Source organism: Flavobacterium caseinilyticum (genome assembly GCF_004349085.1).
In the GTDB taxonomy this organism is placed as follows: Bacteria; Bacteroidota; Bacteroidia; order Flavobacteriales; family Flavobacteriaceae; genus Flavobacterium; species Flavobacterium caseinilyticum.
In genome coordinates this window covers 215,590-235,068 of record NZ_SMFM01000001.1, presented here as the reverse complement: position 1 = coordinate 235,068, position 19,479 = coordinate 215,590, and the positions used below count along the sequence as shown (strand labels likewise).

The following is a 19,479-nucleotide window of genomic DNA, read 5'->3' as shown; positions in this document are numbered from 1 at the left end:
CAATTTACAAATTTAAAGTGTGCATTTAAAAACAACTATTTTGTTTAATTTTTTAGTCGCAAAGTTAAACAAAAAATATAAAAATCCCACCTTCAAATAAAAGAGAGAAAGTAAAAAAGATAATCGCAAGAGTGGCTAAGTTTTATAATCTTTCCAAAAAGGCAACAAAAGACTACAGATAATAATATTTTTTCTTTAAAACTCTTGTTCATAGAATTGAACAGAAGCCTTTTAAACTTTTGATTTAGTTTCTACTACACGCTACTTAAAACACCAAATTACAGTTTGACCAATAATCTTCTATCACTAGACTGTGTTTTTTATCTGTTAATTTAAAGCAAAATTATATACTGAATTGAATATTTAAATCCTCTTTTACTATCTTTAAAAAGATTTATGTCTTACAAAGACTCAAAAACCAAACTCATGAAAAAAATCACATTAGTTTCACTTTCAATTATATCTTTTCTTTCTTTCAGTTGCGATGCGCAGGTAAAATCCAATGACATTGCGATTACAGATGAAGTAAAAAACTACACGCTCGAAACCGTAGCATCAGATATTGCTATTCCTTGGGGCATGACTTGGTTAACAGACAGCAGCATGTTAGTGACCGAAAAAAGTGGTGTTTTATATCAAGTCAAAAACGGTACAAAAACAGAAATCAAAAATGTTCCTAAAGTATATTCTCGCGGACAAGGCGGATTGTTAGATATTGCTTTACATCCTGATTATGCTAAAAATGGCTGGATCTACATGACTTTCGCTTCAGATGAAGGCGAAGGAACTGGCGGTCACACAAAACTTATTCGAGCAAAATTATTGGACGGAAGTCTGACACAAATCGAATCGCTTTACAAAGCCACTCCGAATACTACAAAAGGACAGCATTTTGGTTCCCGAATTGTATTTGATAACGAAGGGTATTTGTATTTCTCTATAGGTGAACGTGGCGAGCATTTTGTAAATCCACAAGACATCAAGCGCGATGGCGGAAAAATATACCGATTAAATGATGACGGAAGCATTCCTAAAGACAATCCATTTGTAGGTCAGACCGGAGCAAAAGAAGCGATTTACACATACGGGAATCGCAATCCGCAAGGAATGGCGAAAAATCCCGTAACAGGAGCAATTTGGACACATGAACATGGTCCAAAAGGTGGAGATGAGATCAACATTATCAAAAAAGCGGCTAATTATGGATGGCCGGTGGTAACCTACGGCATCGATTATGACGGAACAACCATCAGCAAACAAAACGAAAAACCAGGCATTGAAAAACCTATTTATTATTGGCTGCCATCCATCGCTCCAAGCGGAATGACTTTTGTAACTGGTGATAAATATCCAGATTGGAAAGGCCATTTACTAGTAGGCTCTTTAAAATTCCAATACCTAGAATTGCTAAAGTTGAAAGGCAATGAAGTTATCGGCAGACAAAAAATCGCAACTGATATTGGTCGTGTCCGTAATGTGGCGCAAGGTCCGGATGGTTTTATTTATATGGGCGTGGAAGGAAAAGGAATTGTAAAAATTATACCGAATTAAATTATGTTGACAACGAAATTATTTCTGGGATTTGCAATATTTGTATTGGGAAGCTTCTCTTTCGAAAACCCATTTCACCAAGAAAACTACATTGACTTGAATAGTGAAACCGCAGTTGTTTCAAAATTTCAGTCACCCGGAAAAGAAATTTATGCTGATTTTTGCATGCAATGTCATGGTGCAAATGGCAAGGGAGACAGTAAGAACTTCCCTCCTCTTGACGGCTCTGACTGGCTGAAAACCAAGAGAAATCAAAGTATCGCTGCCGTAAAATTTGGACAAAGTGGCGAAATTGTTGTCAATAAAATCAAGTACAATAGCAGCATGCCGGCGATGGGACTTACGGATCAGGAAGTTGCCGATGTGATGAATTACATCATGACTTCTTGGAGCAATAAACAAACCAAAATTGTTACCGAGAAAGAAGTCGCTGCCATTAAAAAATAAAATTTGGACTTGGGATTTCTATCTAAAAAATGTACGCTACCGAAAATCCACCATAATAATTGACGGGATTTCCCGGATAAAAATAACGTGGAGCTGCAGAGCCAAAACCAACAGCATTGGGCAAGATATTGGCTGCATATTTAGTATCCAATACGTTATTGACTCCGGCATTCAACTCTGTTTTAAGGATTTTAAGAATCGTAAAAACATAGGTTGTTTTAATATCAAGCAACGAATACCGCTCACTGTATTTGGTATTGGAATCGTTTAACGGAATTTTACCCATCGTTCGGAAAGACGTGTTGACACTAAATCCGTTTTTTGTGTTTAAATCCACTCCAAAATTGAATTGCTTTTCGGGAACGCCCGTCAATTGGTTTCCCGAATAGTCGGCGTTACCATCCAAAAATTCTTTGAATTTAAAATTATTCACCGCTCCCGAAAAATAAGGTGTGATTTGAAATTGGGTCAGTTCCAAAAGTTTGTAATTAACCAAAAATTCCAATCCCGAATGTGAACTACTGCCTGCATTAATCCCTACAAATTGATCATCGGCAGTGCGTCGTGCCACCAATAAATTTTTGATTTGTGTGGTGTAAAATGTTACTTCAGTATATACTTTATTTTTAAGCCAATTCCCTTTGAAACCCAATTCATAATTCCAACCTATTTCTGGTTTCAAATCGGTGTTTATTTGACCTTCGGGAGTCAAAGTTTCAGCAACTGACGGAACCGAAAATCCTTTGCTGACGGATGTAAATATGTTTTTTCCTTTGCTTACTTTATAGGACAGGCCAACTCTCGGCGACCACACATTTCCAAAAGTAAACGGCATCTTTTGACCGCCAGAATTATTTTTGAAAATGTCTTCTAACGAATACTTGGTTGTGTTTAATGCCATTCCGGTTTCCAGATGCAGTTTTTCTGAAATCCATAGTTCCATTTGTAAAAAGTAGTTGCTGTAATTTCTATTTTGTTTGATGGCGCTGAACTCGTCGCCTTCAATGCTTCCCTGACCCGGTTGTGATTGATACAAATTTTCAAAAAGAGAATAATCATACTTTTCAGTTAATAATTCGGTTCCCAAACTCAGTTCAAATGGTAACGAAAACAGTCGGTCTTTATAATTCACATTGGAACGAAAACCTGCCGAACTAATATCTTCGTCCAAAATATCAAAAGGTCTGGGTTCGTAAGCGTCTTTAAAATTAGAAAAAATACTGGTTTGTATAGACCATTTTTCAGAAAACTGATGGTCGTATCCCAACCCAATCATGAATTTATCATAAGACTCAAAACCTTGCGCCGCTGCCCAGGTAGCAGCTGCCTTCTCCGGATTGTTTTTTAAATCAGTCTCATTGATAGAACTCGGAATAAAAGCTTTCAATCGGGTAAACGTTCCTAAAAATGACAAACTTCCATTAGAACTGATTTTTTGCTTGCCATGCAGATTGAATGATTTTCTGTTATAGGAACTGTTAGCTCTGAATCCGTCACTTTGTAAATCCGTAAAACTTGTGAATACATTCGTATTGGAATCACTGTACCCTGCTGAAAGCCGGTTTTGCAGCAATCCAAAACTCCCAAAAGTGACCGTTGATTTCCCGAACGATTCCAATAATGGAGTTTCTCTTGAAAACAGCTGAATCACTCCGCCCAAACCAGAACCAAAACTAGTGGAATTTGGTCCTTTTATGATTTCTATTTTTTCAATTGCTGCCAAATCAATGTCGTCAATCGTAGTTTCGCCTTCGCCAGAAGTTAGTGGAATCCCGTCAAAATAGGCTTTTATTTTATTGGTTCCGTATTGAGATCTCGCGCCAATGCCTCGAATCGTAATCCTGTTGGTATTCAAAGCGCCTTGTTGCATCGTAACGCCAGGAATTTTGTTTAAAACCGGAGTCAATATAATTCCGTCACTTTTACTAATGTCGGCAGTAGTAATAACTGAAACGGAAGAAGCCGTATTCTGCAGTACATTTTTGATAGGTGAACCCTTTAATGTGATTTCTGAAAGGGCAATAGTATCTTTTTTTATTTGTCCAAAAACAGCAGTAGCACTGCATAAAAAAAGGAGGATAGGAAAGGAATTTTTGAACAATTTGCTTGAATATTTAAATGAGTTATAAACGTTTATAAAGTTAGGTTTTTCTTTTTATCTTCAAAAATCTATTGCAAATTAGATTTGTGTTAAGAACCGTGATTGTTTCCGTTTTTGTGAATCAAAATCCTTTCCGCAATGCAAAAATTACTAAAATGCCTTGTTAAACCGTAAATTATATAAAAAATAGCGCTCCCAAACACTACTTCAAAAGAAAAGGCGTTCTTTAAAAAACATACCTTTGTGATGTATTTAAATAAAAATTATGTTTAAATTGCCTTGTACCATTTACATCTAAAATAACATCATCTACTTATGAAAAAATTATCAATTGCATTTATCACACTTCCACTACTGCTTTTAAATATTTCTTGTGAAAAAGGAAAAGCAGCTGATGCTGTAAATGGCGCAGAGAAATCAGAAACCGGAAAAGCGGATTCTATCGAAAAAAAGACGGTTCTTACCATTGACACGCTTGATTTCAACAAAAGAATGATTGCTTTAAGCAACAATGATACTACGGGAAGATGGCCTGTAAAAGCTCCTTATCCACTGCCAGGTGCACTTTTGCCTTATAATAGAATTATTGCGTTTTATGGAAATTTATATTCTACCAGAATGGGAATTCTTGGTGAAATTCCTAGAAAAGAAATGTTGGCAAAACTGCAAGGGGAAGTCGCCAATTGGCAGGCAGCCGATTCTACCACTACAGCAATTCCAGCTTTGCACTACATTGCTGTAACCGCTCAGGGCGAACCAGGGAAAAACAATATGCATCGCCTCCGCATGCCCTTTAAACAAATTGACACTATCATCAGTTGGGCAAAACCCATCAATGCATTGGTGTTTTTGGATATTCAAGTAGGGCATAGCACGGTGAAAGCTGAGGTCGCGGAATTGGAAAAATACCTTTCCATGCCTAACGTGCATCTTGGACTTGATCCGGAATTTTCGATGAAAAACGGTGAACGTCCAGGTTCTAAAATTGGTCATTTTACGGCAGCGGATATTAACGACGCGATTACTATTTTGGCAGATATTGTACGCAAAAACAAACTGACTCCAAAAGTATTGGTGATACATCGTTTTACTCAAGGAATGGTGAAAAATTATAAAGAAATCAAGACCGTTCCTGAAGTTCAAATTGTAATGGATATGGATGGTTTTGGTAGTAAGGTATTAAAAAAAGATTCTTACGTGAGTTATATTTACAGAGAACCTGTACAGTTTGCCGGTTTTAAATTATTTTATAAAAATGACAATAAAAAGGATTGGAAAATGTACAGTCCGGAAGAGTTAGTGAAATTCACTCCAAAACCGATTTACATCCAATACCAATAATTTACCATTGTATTCATGAAAAATATTCTTTATTCCGTTTTCGTTGGACTTTTGTTATTGGTGGGCTGCCAATCAGAACCGCGTAAAATAGTTCCTGAGGTGCCGCTTGTTGCTGCTCCAGCAAAAATTATTGCTCCAAAAAAAGTAGCTGCTAATGCCGCGACTATTCTTTCCAAAAAAGAAGTGCCCATTTTATGTTATCATAATATTAAAGAATTGAAAGCGGGTGATGGTGAAATGACAAAAACATATACGGTTTCACCAGCAAACTTCGCACAGCAAATGAAAGCCTTATCTGATGCCGGTTATCATAGTATTTTACCGAAACAATTGAACGACTATCTCTTATATGATGTACCGTTACCATCAAATCCAGTAATGATTACCTTTGATGATACAAGGGAAGAACAATTCAGTATTGGCGCAACCGAGATGAAAAAATATGGTTTCAAAGGCGTGTTTTTTATAATGACAGTATCCATTAACCGTCCTGGATATATGAGCAGAGAGCAAATCAAAACCTTATCTGATGACGGGCATGTGGTAGGTGCACATACTTGGGATCACCATATGGTAACTAAATACAGTGGCGACGACTGGAATACACAGTTAGTAAAACCAAAAGCAAAACTTGAGGAAATCATAGGTAAGCCGGTTACAGATTTTGCGTATCCTTTTGGTTTATGGAATACGGCAGCAATTCCTGAAATTAAGAAAAGTGGTTATGAAATGGCTTATATTTTAGCAACCAAAAGAGACGCTGTAGATCCATTATATACCATCAGACGTATTATTGTTTCCGGAACTTGGTCTACTGAAGGAATGATGAAATCTATCAATTCGTCTTTTACTAAAACAGAATAACATATATATTTAGTTAATCTGTGAAATTTAAAGCTAAATCAGTTTTAATGAGTTGACAAAATCAATAGTAATGTTTATCTCTTACTTTAAAAACCTTTCTTAGCTAAAATATCTTTTATAAAAAAAGCACTATTATATTCCATTGAATATAATAGTGCTTTTTTATTTGTAAAAGAATACTTCTTAACGAGGGGACAACCAACCCTGAGGATTATTATAAGTAGTATTCTGGAGGATTAAGAATTTAATGATTGTTTTTCCTGTTTCCCCATTGGTTCTTACTTTCCCCAAACTTTGCTTTATACTTACTTTATCCCCTTTGCTCACATTCACGGAGCTTAAATTCTGATACACCGTGAAGTAATCTCCGTGTTGTATCATTACCGCTTTGTTTACGGGTGACAATACGATAACACTGGTTACTTCTCCGCCAAAAACGGCTCTGGCATTTGCTCCTTTATCAGTGGTGATTTCCACACCGCTGTTATGCACCGTAATCGTGTTGAACAAAGGATGCGTTTGGTTTCCGTATCCTAGTGATACATATCCTTTTTCCACAGGATACGGCAATCTTCCTCTGTTGGCTCTAAAATTATCTGCAATAATTTTAGATTCAGGCGTCAGCTCAATTTTTGAGGATGACACGGCTGCTCTAGAAACCGGTGCACTCGGATTAGCTTTAGCTCTTTCTAAGGCAGCTTTTCTATTAGCTGCAGCAATTGCTTCCCGAATCAATTTATTGATTTGTCTGTCAATTTTCTTGAATTCTTGTTGTCTTTTTCTAATCTCCTGAGCAATCTTATTTTTATCTTTTTGGAGAACGCTTACTAACTTCAGTTGTTCTTGTTTCTCTTTTTCAAGTGAAAGACGCTCTTTTTCATTTTCAGCAATCAGTTTTTGTTTTGCTGTTTTTTGTACATTCAATTTTTGATTGAAATCAGTAAGCTTATTGGACTTCGTTTTTATTTCTTCACCCTGCATTTTTCTGTAGCTGGTGTACTGCTTCATGTACTGTGCTCTTTTGTATGCCTGTAAAAAGTTTTCAGATGACAATAAAAACATCGCTCTACTTTCCGATGAACGGCTTTTATAGGATTTGACAATCATTTCGGCATAATCCTCCTTAAGTTCTGCCAATTCTTTTTTCAATTTATTAATCTGAACTTGATTAATATACATGTCATTACTCAGCAATTTGGTTTGCTTTTCAGTTGTGTTTATTAATTTTTCTTTAAGCTTTATTTTAGTGCTTTGAATGATTACTACGTTGACAGCAGATTTTTCTTTTTTCTTTACAGATTGTAATAACTTTTCATTTTCTCGAATTTCTTTTTGAATTTGAGCTTTACGTTCTTCTAATTTTTCTTGTTGTGATTCCTGACTCCACAGTAATGAAGTCATACAGATAAAAATTAGGCTTAGGAGAAATTTTGGCATATTGAAAAAATATTTTTGCTAATTTACTTAATTATAATTCTTTTGTACCCATTTGGAACACTATATGGAAAAGAAAGTTCTTCATTGAAAGTTACAGAGTTGTATTCCAGATTGATTTCGGTGTTTCCTTTCTTCTGAAAAGTATTGATTAATACACTTGTTGGCAATGTTGCCTGATTGTACACTTTATTGTCAGAATACGCTACTTTGATCATTCGCTCTTCAGCAGTTTGTGTAATTTCTTGTTTTTGAACTAAAAATTTATCGGCATCCAAAAAGAACGATTTTTTCGTGTTTTTATTCGAAGTATCATCCAATCGATACGTTTGTTCCAATAACGTTTCCAAATATTTCCCTTTGGTCAAATCATCAATTGCCTGGCCTAGCAACATATTCTGAATTTTATTAAAATCCAAATCAGTTCCCAACCATTGGCTTAAACTACTGAAATCTCCCTCAAAGTACTTACCGTTTAATTTTTCATAATAGCTAACCGTGGTTGGAGTAATCAATGCCTTAGCCATTGTGATTCCCAAAAAACGAATGCTCACCAAAATTTGTTCATCCTTTTTAATTTTAATTTCAGCAGTAACATTTTGCGTCTGCTTATCATCGGCGTATCGTGCACTGGACTTAATATATAATGTAGAAAATTCGCTTTTATTGTTATAATGTTTTTCTATTATTTTTTTAGCCGACATATATCCTGCCTCCGCAACTGGCTCATTGCTGGCTGCAACGGCAATGGCTTTGGACTTACAAGACACCATAAAAACAGTAAGTAATACTAATATTGCAATTTTTTTCATTATTTTTTTTGTTTTAATAATTGATTGGCTTTAGCAAAAAACAAGTCTTTTTTCTTGAATTCTCCCAAGCCATTGAACGCTTCTCCAAGCTGGATATTGAAATTTATTTCCAATTCCTTGTTCTCCACTACATAATCCATGCCTATTTCTAAAAATTCTTTCGCTTTTTTAAATTGTTGCAGCTGATTGTTAGCCAAACCTGCATAATAATAAAACTGCGGTTGAGTTGGAAAAGTCTCTACCAACTCCATGGCTTTCTTAGCTACTGCATCAAATTGATTCAGCTCTGTATGCGCTTGAAGCAACAGCAAATTCGTTTCGACAGTATCGCCTAATCCCTTGCTAACCGACTTTTCATAATAAATGATGGCTTTGTCCCATTGTTTTTTAGTATGGAAAAACTTCCCTATTTCTTTGGCTACATCCACGGAAGTATCATTGTCGAAATAGCTGACAGCTTTCTCTAAATCAGCAGAATATTGCGGATTCTTGTCTGTAAAAATCAGAAACTCATTCAGAATTCTGTGTTTAATTTTAGAATCTATTTTGGCACTGGCCAAAACAATATTCATTGCTTTTATCGCTTTTGGTGCGTCATTAGCATCCAAATAGTTCTTAAATAAACTCACTTGCGCCCACTCTGAATTTGGGATTGCTTTCTCCAGTTTTTTGACTATTTCAAAAGCTTTTGCGTCTTCATTATTTTTAGAATATAAAAATATCAAACTAATATAATTGGATTCTTCTTGTGGATTTTTAACAATCAGCTCTTCCAGGTTTGTAATCTCCATATTCTGGAATTTCCCTCCTGATAAAATCTGGCTTTTGTATAACTCTCTTCGGTCTGTTTTTCCGAAAGTTTCATTGAGCTCCTGTATTAACGCTAGTGCTTTCTCATATTCATTTGTCGCCATGTAAAGTGATGTCAAATCTTCTTTGTATTTTGGATCAAATTCAATCAATTTGTTGATCACGATAATTCCCTGACTGAAATTTTTGGTTTCATAACTCACATCATACATTCCCACCCAGAACCATTTGTTTCTAGGATCAATTTTAGTGGCGCTTTCAAAGGAATTATAGGCGTTTTTATACTCTTTTAATGCTAAATAATTCTTTCCCAGTTCATAGTAAACGGTTGGTTCATTGGGTTTAATCTTCATGGCTTTATCCAAAGCCACTATTGCTTTATCATAATTCTCAATCCCTTTTTGAAGCAACGATTCATAAAAAAGCTCTTGAAACTGATTCGTTTCAAGTTTGATTTCCTCCGGTTCCGTTTGTGCCCACAGCAAAACAGGGAATAATATAATTCCCAGAATAAACAGTAAGAAAGCCTTATTTTTCATGTTTTTATTTAAACCCAATTCTGTAGAATTTTGATAAAAGCTTTTTAATTTTTAGCCACCGATTCACAGATTAAAAAAACTGCAAATCTGTGAATCGGTGGCAGAATATTATTCTAAAACTGAATAATCTCCAATACTAATGCTGGTAAAATTACCATCGAAACTCGCATGATTTCCTATCATCGCATTGTCTAGTTTTGCATTTTTTATATGAGAATGGGTTTGTACTAAACTGTTTTTTACGGTGCTGTCTTTCACATGACATCCATCTCCTAAAGATACATTTGGGCCGACAGTTGCGTTTGTCAATACCACATCTTTACCAATATAACAAGGCGGAATTATAGTCGAATTATCTAACTTAACGTCAACGTCTACTAAATGTGCTCCGTCATTATGCAAGAAACCTAACATTCTGGAATTGGTTTCCACAGTTACATTTTTGTTGCCGCAATCCATCCATTCGTCCACTTTACCGGGAACAAATTTCATGCCTTTTGCCATCATTTGCTTAATTCCGTCATTTATTTGATATTCCCCACCATGGATAATGTTGTTGTCTAACACTAACTGTAGTTCGTTTTTTAGCACTTCCACCTCTTTAAAATAGTAAATTCCAATTACGGCAAGGTCTGAAACAAATGTTGCTGGTTTCTCAACCAGTTCGACAATTTCATTCTTGTCATTTAATTTGATTACTCCAAAAGCTTCCGGTTGATCAACTTGTTTTACCCAGATTACGCTGTCGGCATTTTTATCTAAATCGAAATCCGCACGAATTAATGTATCTGCATACGCGATAACTGCGGGTCCGCTCAAAGAATCTTTGGCACACATAATCGCGTGGCCTGTTCCTAAAGCTTCGTTTTGATAATAAATAGTTCCTTTGGCACCTAATTTTTGTGCGATAGCAATTAATTCCTCTTCTACTTTTTTACCAAAACTTTCGTGGATAATAAAAGCTACTTCTTCGATATCTTGGTTCAAAACACCCGCAATATCTTCCACCAAACGATGCACGATTGGTTTTCCCGCGATAGGAATTAATGGTTTAGGAATAGTTAACGTATGTGGGCGAAGGCGTGATCCACGGCCGGCCATTGGGACAATTATTTTCATGTTTTTTTTTATTAAAGGATTGAAAAATTAAAAGATTGAAAAATTAGAATCAAAAATCTTTCAATTATTTAATCTTTGAATTGTTAAATTAATTTATTTTACTCCGGTACTTCCAAAACCGCCTTCGCCTCTGGAGGTTTCTGTCAGTTCCTGCACTTGAATCCACTCTGCGCGTTCGTGTTTTGCGATGATAAGCTGAGCAATGCGTTCTCCGTTTTGGATAACGAAATCTTCATTTGATAAATTTACTAAAATAACTCCAATTTCGCCACGATAATCGGCATCTACTGTTCCGGGAGCATTCAGGACCGTGATACCGTTTTTGGCAGCCAGACCGCTTCTTGGACGCACTTGCGCTTCGAAACCTATGGGTAATTCGATGAAAAGACCTGTTTTTACGATGGCTCTTCCCAGTGGTTTTAGTGTTATGGATTCCGATAAGTTGGCTCGTAAGTCCATTCCTGCCGAGGCTATGGTTTCATAGTTAGGCAAGGCATGCTGTGATTTGTTGATTATGTTTATTGTCATTGTTTCTTTATTTAAAATATGGATATAGAAGGGACAAGTCGCGACTTCTCCGTACTGTTTTTAGCCCTGATTGAAGCGGCATCCTTTTCTTTTTTTCTTTAAAAAAGAAAAGATACAGCAAAAAGCAGGAAATAGCTCCTGAAAATTATAATCTAATTCTTTTTTCGGTTTAGCATTTTAGTTAGTAATTCTTTTTCGTTGTGGTATATAAAATACATAAAGACGAGTAATAAAGAGATTCCAACGTAATAATTCTCTCTGAAACCATAAAAGGAAATCGCCGAAAATCCTACTGAAATCAATAGATACATCATGATTTTATTGAAATCGTACGGAATTGGATAGTATTTATTCCCGAAATAATAGGAAATGGTCATCATGCTTCCATACGCTGCAATGGTGGCAATTGCCGACCCGTAATAACTCATCGTTGGGATTAGCAGGAAATTTAACGCGAGTGTGATTATGGCTCCCACAATGGAAATATAGGCGCCAATATATGTTTTGTCTATTAGTTTGTACCAAACGGAAAGATTAGTGTAAATTCCTAAGAAAAAGTTGGCCAGGATAATCAACGGCACTACTTTCATAGCTTCCCAGTAAGACTCATCCCGAATCATGATGACTTTCAACACATCAGCAAAAACGATGACAGACAGTAATATAAAAGACCCAAAAATGATAAAATATTTGGTAATTGTAGCATACGTTTGTGGTGCATCTTGACTATCCGAGTGACTAAAAAAGAAAGGTTCTATTCCCAATGTGTACGCCGTACGATACAAAACCATAAACAAACCAAGCTTGTAACAGGCGTTATATACACCTACTTCAGCGTCGGCAATATCAGGAGGCAATAAACGGCTCAAAAGTATTTTATCGAATTGTTCGTTAATGGCAAAAGCGATTCCGGCAACCATTATGGGCATACCATACTGCATCATTCGTTTGAATAATTGGTAATCAAAATGCCATTTCAATTTGAAATAATTGGGTGACAGCACTATAAACGTAAATAAGCTCGCAACAATATTGGACACAAAAATATAACCTATTTGAAAATCTTCCAGGTAAATAGAGCGTAAAATACTGTCTGGATTTGATTCTGCAATAGCGGGTAAATAACTTAAAAAGAAAAGATTCAGAAACAGATTGACGACGACATTTCCTATTTTGATTATTGCGTATTTTACGGGTTGCTGATTGACCCTTAATTTAGAGAACGGAACAATCACCAAAGCATCGAGCACCAAAATCCAAATGGCGTAGCTGATGTATTGTTCGTCTATTCCGGACCAAAGAGATAAGGTGTTTCGAAACAATAACGATATAAACAAGAATGTTATGGAAGTCCAAAAAATCGAAATCGAGGTGGTTTCTACCACTGACTTCTTATTAGTTTCCTTATTATAGAATCTAAAAAAAGCAGTTTCCATTCCGTATGCAAGAATGACGTTGAAAAAAATCATGTACGCAAAAATGATGGAAACTTTTCCGTATTCTGCTTTTGGGAGTAAATCCGTGTATAAAGGCACCAATAAAAAACTGAACATTCGCGGGACAACCGTTGCTAATCCGTAAATGGCGGTCTGTTTAAAAAGATTTTTATATAATCCCAAAATGGTGTCTTTATTAAAATTAAGGAAGCAAAAATAACTAATTCTTTGGATTATTCCGATGAAGTGAATGTTTGTTTTGGAACAGTACGATCACAATAAAAGCAATTCATTTCACTAAAATTATCGCAATGGCTTTTCCTTCACATTCGTTATTTTATAAAAAGCAGTTTTATTGTCTTTTTTGTACTCCAAAATTGCTTCATTGGATTTTAAATCAAATTTAGATTTTTGAATGACCGGTGCTTTGTTGCCGTATTCCTTAGCAGGATTACTATCCATGATGACATCTTCCTTTGTAATACTTTGAAAAAAATGTGCCACAAAGGTATTTTTAGTGATTTCTTCAACAGGAGATTCTTGATTATGAAAATAGATTTTCTCCAATTTTAGGTTTGCCGCAAGAGGTTTTTTGAATTCCATGTAAAAATGAGTTCCGCTGCTTTCGGCTCCATTTTTCTCTTTTTGGTAAAATAAGGATTGGATTTCTTGAGGAAATTCCTTCTGAAGTTCTTGTTTCATGGCACAAAAAGTAAGGCTGATAGCGGTAATCAATAAGAAACCAATTATTTTATATTTTTTCATAATTTTCATTTTAACTTAATCCTTCTTCGTTTAAAATCTTGAGAAAGTGAAATCCTTTTGGAACATATCCTTGATTGTAATAAAAGCGATGCGCGGTAAAATTTCCGGTAAAAGCATCCAAAACAATCATCGTACAGCCCAATTCTTTTGCTTTAGCATCGACATAATCCGTCATCATTTTACCAATGCCTTTTTTACGGTGCTTCGGATGCACAATAAAGTTGTCAATTTCCATATATTTACCAGACCATAATTTAGTCCCGGACCATAATCCTGAAAGTCCAACACAAAGCTCATTTTCAAAAACTGCTACCTGTTTGTAATTATGCGGAATCATTTCTGTAAGATACGATTCGTATTTTTCTTTAGTGAAATTGGTGTATAAATGTTGCATGACTTCGTATTGAGCAAGCATTTCTTGTATTGTTGTCAGCTCTCTAATTTCTAAATTCATTCTTCGTGGAATTATTTTAAACGATAAAATTAAACAAAAAAAGAGTCACGCTATGCGTGACTCTTTATATATTTCGAATCATTACTATATTACCCGTTCAATGCTTCTGCTCCACCAACAATCTCTAGGATTTCATTAGTAATAGAAGCCTGACGCGCTTTATTATAAGTCAATTTCAATTGATTTCTCAATTCTGTAGCATTATCAGTTGCTTTGTGCATGGCAGTCATACGCGCTCCGTGCTCTGAAGCGAATGAATCACGAATCCCTTTATACAACTGTGTTTTCAAAGATTTAGGAATTAATGTCAACACGATTTCTTCTTTAGATGGCTCAAAAATATAATCACCAGGTGTTACTGTAAGATCAGATTTTATAGGTGCTAAAGGCAAAAATTGTTCGGTTTGAACGATTTGTGTAGCTGCATTTTTAAATTGATTGTAGATCAACTCAATTTTATCGTACTCACCAGCAATGAATTTCTCCATTAGTGAATCTGCAATTTTAGCCACATTATCAAAAGTCAAATCATCAAAAACAGCGCTTTCATTAGCTATAATCGGCAATGTTTTGCTCAAAACATCGTTTCCTTTTTTACCAATGGCAAAAACATCCACTTGTTTACCTGCATAAAATTCAGCACGGCTTTTAGCCCCTTTGATTGCATTTGTATTAAAAGCACCTGCCAAACCTCTGTTAGAAGTAACTACAACAAGTAATACTTTCTTGATTTCGCGTTGCGTTGTAAACTCTCCACCAGCATCACCTTCCAGTGTAGCAGAAAGATTTTGCAATAATTCCGTTAATTTTTCGGCATAAGGGCGCATTGCTGTGATTGCATCTTGTGCTTTCTTTAGCTTTGCTGCAGAAACCATTTTCATCGCTGATGTAATTTGCATCGTAGATGAAACGGAAGTAATTCTATTACGGATTTCCTTTAAATTTGCCATTTTATATTAGTCTAACGTCGTAAAGTCGTAAAGTCTAAAGTCCTCGAAAGCAGATTAACTGACTTTAAGACTTTCGACTTTACAACTTTTGACTAGTTTTAGTTATATTTTGCTGATAATTCTTTTGCTACAGTTTCGATTACATCTGTAATTTCATCTGTTAATTTTCCTGCTTTCAACGCATCAAGAGTAGCTCTGTGTTTGTTGTTCAAGAATTCCAAGAAATCTTTCTCAAATTCTCTTACTTTGTTCACAGGAACCTTTCTCAATAAGTTTTTAGAACCAGCATAGATAATCGCAACTTGATCTTCAACAGTATACGGATCGTTCAAACCTTGTTTCAAGATTTCAACGTTTCTTTTTCCTTTTTCAATTACGTTTAAAGTTACTGCATCTAAATCAGAACCAAATTTAGCAAACGCTTCCAATTCACGGAATTGTGCTTGATCCAGTTTCAAAGTACCTGCTACTTTTTTCATTGATTTAATTTGTGCATTTCCTCCAACACGAGATACCGAAATACCTACGTTAATTGCAGGACGAACTCCAGAGTTAAACAAATCTCCATCAAGGAAAATTTGACCATCTGTAATCGAAATTACGTTTGTTGGGATATATGCAGAAACGTCACCAGCTTGAGTTTCAATAATTGGTAAAGCAGTCAATGAACCACCACCTTTTACAATTGACTTCAATGAATCTGGTAAGTCATTCATGTTTCTAGCAATTCCATCATCAGCAATAACTTTACAAGCACGCTCTAATAAACGACTATGTAAGTAGAAAACGTCTCCAGGATATGCTTCACGTCCCGGTGGTCTTCTTAATAAAAGAGAAACCTCCCGATAAGCTACAGCTTGTTTAGATAAATCATCATAAACAATTAAAGCCGGACGACCTGAATCTCTAAAATACTCTCCAATTGCAGCACCTGCGAAAGGAGCATATACTTGCATTGGAGCTGGATCAGAAGCATTAGCAGCAACAATAATGGTATAAGCCATTGCTCCTTTTTCTTCTAACATTTTAGCAATTCCTGCTACAGTAGACGCTTTTTGTCCAATTGCAACATATATACAGAATACTGGTTTCCCAGCATCATAAAATTCTTTTTGATTTAAGATCGTATCGATACAAACAGTTGATTTACCTGTTTGACGGTCACCAATAACTAGCTCACGTTGTCCACGACCTACTGGAATCATAGCATCTACTGCTTTGATACCTGTTTGTAATGGTTCAGTAACGGGTTGACGGAAGATAACTCCAGGAGCTTTTCTTTCCAAAGGCATCTCGTATAAATCTCCACCAATTGGTCCTTTTCCATCAATTGGAAAACCAAGTGTGTTTACTACACGACCTACCATTTGTTCTCCTACTTTAAGAGAAGCAATACGTTGTGTTCTTTTTGCAGTTGAACCTTCTTTGATTCCTGTAGATGGTCCTAAAAGTACCACACCTACATTGTCTTCTTCAAGATTCAAAACAATAGCTTCTAATCCATTGTCAAATTCAACTAACTCTCCATATTGAACATTAGAAAGCCCGTAAATACGAGCAATACCATCTCCAACTTGAAGTACGGTTCCTACTTCTTCTAGTGTAGCACCAGATTCAAAACCTTCTACTTGCTTTCTTAATATTGCTGAAATTTCAGCAGGTTTGATTTCCGCCATCTTAATTTATAATTTAAACACTTAAATGTGCAATAAAACTAATTACTTAACTCTCTTTTTAATACTTGTAATCTGTTGGCAACTGAAGCGTTGTATTGCTTATCACCTATTCTCAAAATAAAACCTCCAATAATTGCAGGGTCTACTATGTTTTCAATTGTTATTTTCTTATCTGAAAGTGTTGCCACTTTCGCTAAAACTTGTGCTTCTAAAGCTGCATCCATAGGAATAGCAGTAGTCACTTGTGCCAGCTCAATACCATTTTCTAAGTCAGATAATTTACCATATTCAGTAGCAATAGCTCCTAATATTTCGAATCTTTTGTTTTCAAATAACAAATGAAACAACCCTTGAGTTACACCATTGATACCTGCAAAAACTTCTAACAATGCATTTTCTTTCACCGCAACTTTAATAGTAGGGTTTTGAATAAAAGTGCTCAATTCTAAATTTCCATTAATAGTGGTAGCAATAGTATTCATATCGCTGCTTACTGCTTCGGCAACATTTTTTGAGTTTGCTAAGTCCAAAATTGCTTTTGCATAACGAATTGCTGCTCTTGTACTTGCCATAATTAGTTCAATTTAACGTCACCTAACATATTCTCAATCAATTTTGTTTGAGCTTCTTTGTTAGATAATTCATCTTTTAATACTTTTTCAGCAATACTCAATGACAATGATGAAACTTGTGATTTCAATTCAGCCATAGCCGCATTTTTTTCTGCTAAGATAGCTGTTTTAGCTTGTTCGATCATTCTTGCGCCTTCTGCTTGTGCATCAGCTTTAGAATCAGCGATCATTTTTTCTCTCATTTCACGTGCTTCTTTCAATAGAGAATCACGCTCTAATCTTGCTTCCTGAAGAATACGTTCGTTTTCTGCAGTAAGATTTTGCATTTCTCTGCGAGCAGTTTCCGCTGAAGATAAAGCGTCATTGATTGAATCTTCTCTACCTTTTACTGCGCCAAGAATTGGTTTCCAAGCAAATTTTCTTAAAAGGATAAAGAAAACTATAAAGATGATCGAGGTCCAAAAAATTAAACTCTCTGGTGCTGTTAAATTCATATTTTTATATTTAAAAAGTTTGTTTTAGAAATAAAAACTCCCTGATACCAACCGTATCAGGAAGTTTTAGATTTTAATTATTGTGCGATCAACGCAACAACTACTGCGAAAAGTGCAACACCTTCAATAAGTGCAGCAGCAATAATCATAGCAGTCTGGATTTTTCCAGCAGCCTCAGGTTGACGAGCAATAGCGTCCATTGCAGAACCACCAATTTTTCCAATACCTAGACCTGCACCAATAACAGCTAATCCAGCTCCGATTCCAGCTAATACCATAATACTAAATTTAATATAGTTAATAATTAATAAAACACATTTTAATGATGATCATGCTCTGCTACGGCCTGACCAATAAACAACGCTGTCAACAACGTGAAGACATAAGCCTGCAACGCCGCAACCAACATTTCAAGTACACTCATGAACAATACGAAAGCTCCAGAAATAGGCGCAACGGCTACTGTTTTGAATATAAAAATCAACGAGACTAAACTCAAGATGATAATATGCCCTGCAGTAATATTCGCGAACAAACGAATCATTAATGCAAAAGGTTTTGTCAACATTCCGATAATTTCAACAGGAATCATAATAGGATATAATGCTTTAGGAACTGGAGGCATAAAAATATGTTTCCAATACTCTTTGTTGGCACTTAAAGAAGTTACAAGAAAAGTAATAAATGCTAATACAAATGTAAAGAAGATATTTCCGGTAAGGTTTGAACTGAAAGGGAAAAAAGGAATCAATCCAATAAGGTTGTTAATCCAGATAAAGAAAAATATAGTCAATAAATACGGCATGTATTTCGCGTATTTTTTGGTTCCAATATTAGGTATAGCGATTTCATCTCTAACGAATATCACTAACGGCTCCAGAAATCCAGCGATTCCTTTTGGCGCTAATTTGTTTTTATTGTAAGAACGAGCTACTGCAAGGAACAAAAAGAACAATATAAGAGCTGACATCAACATCGAGAATACATTCTTAGTGATTGAAAAATCAAGTGGTCTGGCATCAAACGCAAAAGCACCGTTTTTTCTTTCATCTTCCGTTAAGGTTTCAAATTTATCTGCGTAAAAAATAACTTCATTGAAACGAACTAATTTTTGACCGTTCACATCAACAACATGATGTCCTTCATTATCATGGTGAAATTGTTCAGAAGAAAAAATTTCCAATCCGTTGTTTGTCCATAAAATCACAGGAAGGTAAAACGTAATAGGATGACCATCATAATCCGCAATGTGAAATTCATGAGAATCACCAATGTGATCATTGATCAGCTCCGTAGCATTGAATTCTTTTTCAGCAGAATGACCTGTTTCTCCGTGTGCTTCTGCAACAGGAGCAGCGTTTTCAGTGTGATTTTGAAGACTATCCGCGGTTGGATTAGCGAAAGTAACCAACGGCATACACGATAGAAAAGTAACTAACAGGAATTGAAGTGATTTTTTAGAAATTACCATTATTAATTGTGTATCTGATTTTACGTTTTTAAAATTTTTTGCAAAGGTACATATTTAATTGAAAATTATAATGATGATTTTAAAAAATGAATTTTACAATCATATTGCATTATTT

The 19,479-nt window shown here is 35.5% G+C and carries 19 protein-coding genes; 4 read left to right on the top strand and 15 right to left on the bottom strand.

From position 1 onward, the window contains the following. The first annotated feature begins 426 nt into the window (after positions 1-426). Together E0F89_RS01065 and E0F89_RS01060 are read left to right on the top strand one after the other, a co-directional pair. A complete protein-coding gene (locus E0F89_RS01065) occupies positions 427-1,551 on the top strand; it encodes a PQQ-dependent sugar dehydrogenase (RefSeq protein ID WP_131908017.1) in 1,125 nt (374 codons plus the stop codon). Positions 1,552-1,554: 3 nt separating this feature from the next. Beyond that, a complete protein-coding gene (locus tag E0F89_RS01060) occupies positions 1,555-1,998 on the top strand; it encodes a c-type cytochrome (protein WP_131908016.1) in 444 nt (147 codons plus the stop codon). 22 nt (positions 1,999-2,020) lie between these two features. Here the strand turns inward: E0F89_RS01060 and E0F89_RS01055 are convergent, their stop codons facing one another. Continuing rightward, positions 2,021-4,099 carry a TonB-dependent receptor family protein gene (locus E0F89_RS01055; protein WP_131908015.1) on the bottom strand — a complete coding sequence of 693 codons (2,079 nt, stop codon included), beginning with the start codon at positions 4,097-4,099 and terminating at the stop codon, positions 2,021-2,023. Positions 4,100-4,414: 315 nt separating this feature from the next. Here E0F89_RS01055 and E0F89_RS01050 point away from each other — a divergent pair, with 315 nt between their 5' ends. Both E0F89_RS01050 and E0F89_RS01045 read left to right on the top strand, forming a co-directional pair. Then, a complete protein-coding gene (locus E0F89_RS01050) occupies positions 4,415-5,440 on the top strand; it encodes a hypothetical protein (protein WP_131908014.1) in 1,026 nt (341 codons plus the stop codon). A 15-nt stretch (positions 5,441-5,455) separates the two neighbouring features. Continuing rightward, positions 5,456-6,304, top strand: coding sequence for a polysaccharide deacetylase family protein (locus tag E0F89_RS01045; RefSeq protein WP_131908013.1), 849 nt, complete (start codon positions 5,456-5,458; stop codon positions 6,302-6,304). A gap of 183 nt (positions 6,305-6,487) precedes the next feature. Here E0F89_RS01045 and E0F89_RS01040 read toward each other — a convergent pair whose 3' ends face one another. From E0F89_RS01040 to atpB, 14 genes are all read right to left on the bottom strand, one after another. Then, on the bottom strand, positions 6,488-7,741 hold the full coding sequence (locus E0F89_RS01040; protein ID WP_131908012.1) for a murein hydrolase activator EnvC family protein: 1,254 nt from the start codon (positions 7,739-7,741) through the stop codon (positions 6,488-6,490). A 23-nt stretch (positions 7,742-7,764) separates the two neighbouring features. Beyond that, positions 7,765-8,550 carry a DUF4292 domain-containing protein gene (locus E0F89_RS01035; RefSeq protein ID WP_131908011.1) on the bottom strand — a complete coding sequence of 262 codons (786 nt, stop codon included), beginning with the start codon at positions 8,548-8,550 and terminating at the stop codon, positions 7,765-7,767. Continuing rightward, a complete protein-coding gene (locus tag E0F89_RS01030; protein WP_131908010.1) occupies positions 8,550-9,899 on the bottom strand; it encodes a tetratricopeptide repeat protein in 1,350 nt (449 codons plus the stop codon). The genes E0F89_RS01035 and E0F89_RS01030 overlap by 1 nt, the downstream gene beginning before the upstream one ends. Before the next feature lie 108 nt (positions 9,900-10,007). Further along, positions 10,008-11,018 carry a sugar phosphate nucleotidyltransferase gene (locus E0F89_RS01025; protein WP_131908009.1) on the bottom strand — a complete coding sequence of 337 codons (1,011 nt, stop codon included), beginning with the start codon at positions 11,016-11,018 and terminating at the stop codon, positions 10,008-10,010. A gap of 93 nt (positions 11,019-11,111) precedes the next feature. Then, positions 11,112-11,546: a dUTP diphosphatase gene (gene dut, locus E0F89_RS01020; protein WP_131908008.1), complete on the bottom strand. Its 435-nt coding sequence runs from the start codon at positions 11,544-11,546 to the stop codon at positions 11,112-11,114. Between the two features lie 152 nt (positions 11,547-11,698). Continuing rightward, positions 11,699-13,165, bottom strand: coding sequence for a lipopolysaccharide biosynthesis protein (locus E0F89_RS01015; RefSeq protein WP_131908007.1), 1,467 nt, complete (start codon positions 13,163-13,165; stop codon positions 11,699-11,701). 120 nt (positions 13,166-13,285) lie between these two features. Further along, on the bottom strand, positions 13,286-13,747 hold the full coding sequence (locus E0F89_RS01010) for a hypothetical protein (RefSeq protein WP_131908006.1): 462 nt from the start codon (positions 13,745-13,747) through the stop codon (positions 13,286-13,288). A 10-nt stretch (positions 13,748-13,757) separates the two neighbouring features. Next, complete coding sequence (locus tag E0F89_RS01005; RefSeq protein WP_131908005.1) at positions 13,758-14,201, bottom strand: GNAT family N-acetyltransferase; 444 nt, start codon at positions 14,199-14,201, stop codon at positions 13,758-13,760. A gap of 89 nt (positions 14,202-14,290) precedes the next feature. After that, positions 14,291-15,151, bottom strand: a complete 861-nt coding sequence (atpG, locus tag E0F89_RS01000) for an ATP synthase F1 subunit gamma (RefSeq protein WP_131908004.1) — start codon at positions 15,149-15,151, stop codon at positions 14,291-14,293. Positions 15,152-15,249: 98 nt separating this feature from the next. Further along, entirely contained in the window at positions 15,250-16,827 is a 1,578-nt protein-coding gene (gene atpA, locus E0F89_RS00995; RefSeq protein ID WP_131908003.1) for a F0F1 ATP synthase subunit alpha, read from the bottom strand. Between the two features lie 38 nt (positions 16,828-16,865). Further along, positions 16,866-17,399 (bottom strand): ATP synthase F1 subunit delta, encoded by a 534-nt coding sequence (atpH, locus tag E0F89_RS00990; protein WP_131908002.1) that lies wholly within the window; start codon positions 17,397-17,399, stop codon positions 16,866-16,868. A gap of 2 nt (positions 17,400-17,401) precedes the next feature. Further along, entirely contained in the window at positions 17,402-17,893 is a 492-nt protein-coding gene (locus tag E0F89_RS00985; protein ID WP_131908001.1) for a F0F1 ATP synthase subunit B, read from the bottom strand. A 77-nt stretch (positions 17,894-17,970) separates the two neighbouring features. Continuing rightward, positions 17,971-18,171: an ATP synthase F0 subunit C gene (gene atpE / locus E0F89_RS00980; protein ID WP_026708812.1), complete on the bottom strand. Its 201-nt coding sequence runs from the start codon at positions 18,169-18,171 to the stop codon at positions 17,971-17,973. 41 nt (positions 18,172-18,212) lie between these two features. Then, complete coding sequence (gene atpB / locus E0F89_RS00975) at positions 18,213-19,364, bottom strand: F0F1 ATP synthase subunit A (RefSeq protein WP_131908000.1); 1,152 nt, start codon at positions 19,362-19,364, stop codon at positions 18,213-18,215. Positions 19,365-19,479: the final 115 nt, after the last annotated feature.

What these genes read in the sequence shown, in the direction of transcription:
- E0F89_RS01010 (WP_131908006.1), bottom strand. Translation starts at nt 13,747, where the DNA reads ATGAAAAAATATAAAATAATTGGTTTCTTATTGATTACCGCTATCAGC.
- atpA (WP_131908003.1), bottom strand. Translation starts at nt 16,827, where the DNA reads ATGGCGGAAATCAAACCTGCTGAAATTTCAGCAATATTAAGAAAGCAA.
- atpB (WP_131908000.1), bottom strand. Translation starts at nt 19,364, where the DNA reads ATGGTAATTTCTAAAAAATCACTTCAATTCCTGTTAGTTACTTTTCTA.
- atpG (WP_131908004.1), bottom strand. Translation starts at nt 15,151, where the DNA reads ATGGCAAATTTAAAGGAAATCCGTAATAGAATTACTTCCGTTTCATCT.
- E0F89_RS00985 (WP_131908001.1), bottom strand. Translation starts at nt 17,893, where the DNA reads ATGAATTTAACAGCACCAGAGAGTTTAATTTTTTGGACCTCGATCATC.
- atpE (WP_026708812.1), bottom strand. Translation starts at nt 18,171, where the DNA reads ATGGTATTAGCTGGAATCGGAGCTGGATTAGCTGTTATTGGTGCAGGT.
- E0F89_RS01035 (WP_131908011.1), bottom strand. Translation starts at nt 8,550, where the DNA reads ATGAAAAAAATTGCAATATTAGTATTACTTACTGTTTTTATGGTGTCT.
- E0F89_RS01005 (WP_131908005.1), bottom strand. Translation starts at nt 14,201, where the DNA reads ATGAATTTAGAAATTAGAGAGCTGACAACAATACAAGAAATGCTTGCT.
- E0F89_RS01045 (WP_131908013.1), top strand. Translation starts at nt 5,456, where the DNA reads ATGAAAAATATTCTTTATTCCGTTTTCGTTGGACTTTTGTTATTGGTG.
- E0F89_RS01025 (WP_131908009.1), bottom strand. Translation starts at nt 11,018, where the DNA reads ATGAAAATAATTGTCCCAATGGCCGGCCGTGGATCACGCCTTCGCCCA.
- E0F89_RS01030 (WP_131908010.1), bottom strand. Translation starts at nt 9,899, where the DNA reads ATGAAAAATAAGGCTTTCTTACTGTTTATTCTGGGAATTATATTATTC.
- E0F89_RS01065 (WP_131908017.1), top strand. Translation starts at nt 427, where the DNA reads ATGAAAAAAATCACATTAGTTTCACTTTCAATTATATCTTTTCTTTCT.
- dut (WP_131908008.1), bottom strand. Translation starts at nt 11,546, where the DNA reads ATGACAATAAACATAATCAACAAATCACAGCATGCCTTGCCTAACTAT.
- atpH (WP_131908002.1), bottom strand. Translation starts at nt 17,399, where the DNA reads ATGGCAAGTACAAGAGCAGCAATTCGTTATGCAAAAGCAATTTTGGAC.
- E0F89_RS01040 (WP_131908012.1), bottom strand. Translation starts at nt 7,741, where the DNA reads ATGCCAAAATTTCTCCTAAGCCTAATTTTTATCTGTATGACTTCATTA.
- E0F89_RS01060 (WP_131908016.1), top strand. Translation starts at nt 1,555, where the DNA reads ATGTTGACAACGAAATTATTTCTGGGATTTGCAATATTTGTATTGGGA.
- E0F89_RS01050 (WP_131908014.1), top strand. Translation starts at nt 4,415, where the DNA reads ATGAAAAAATTATCAATTGCATTTATCACACTTCCACTACTGCTTTTA.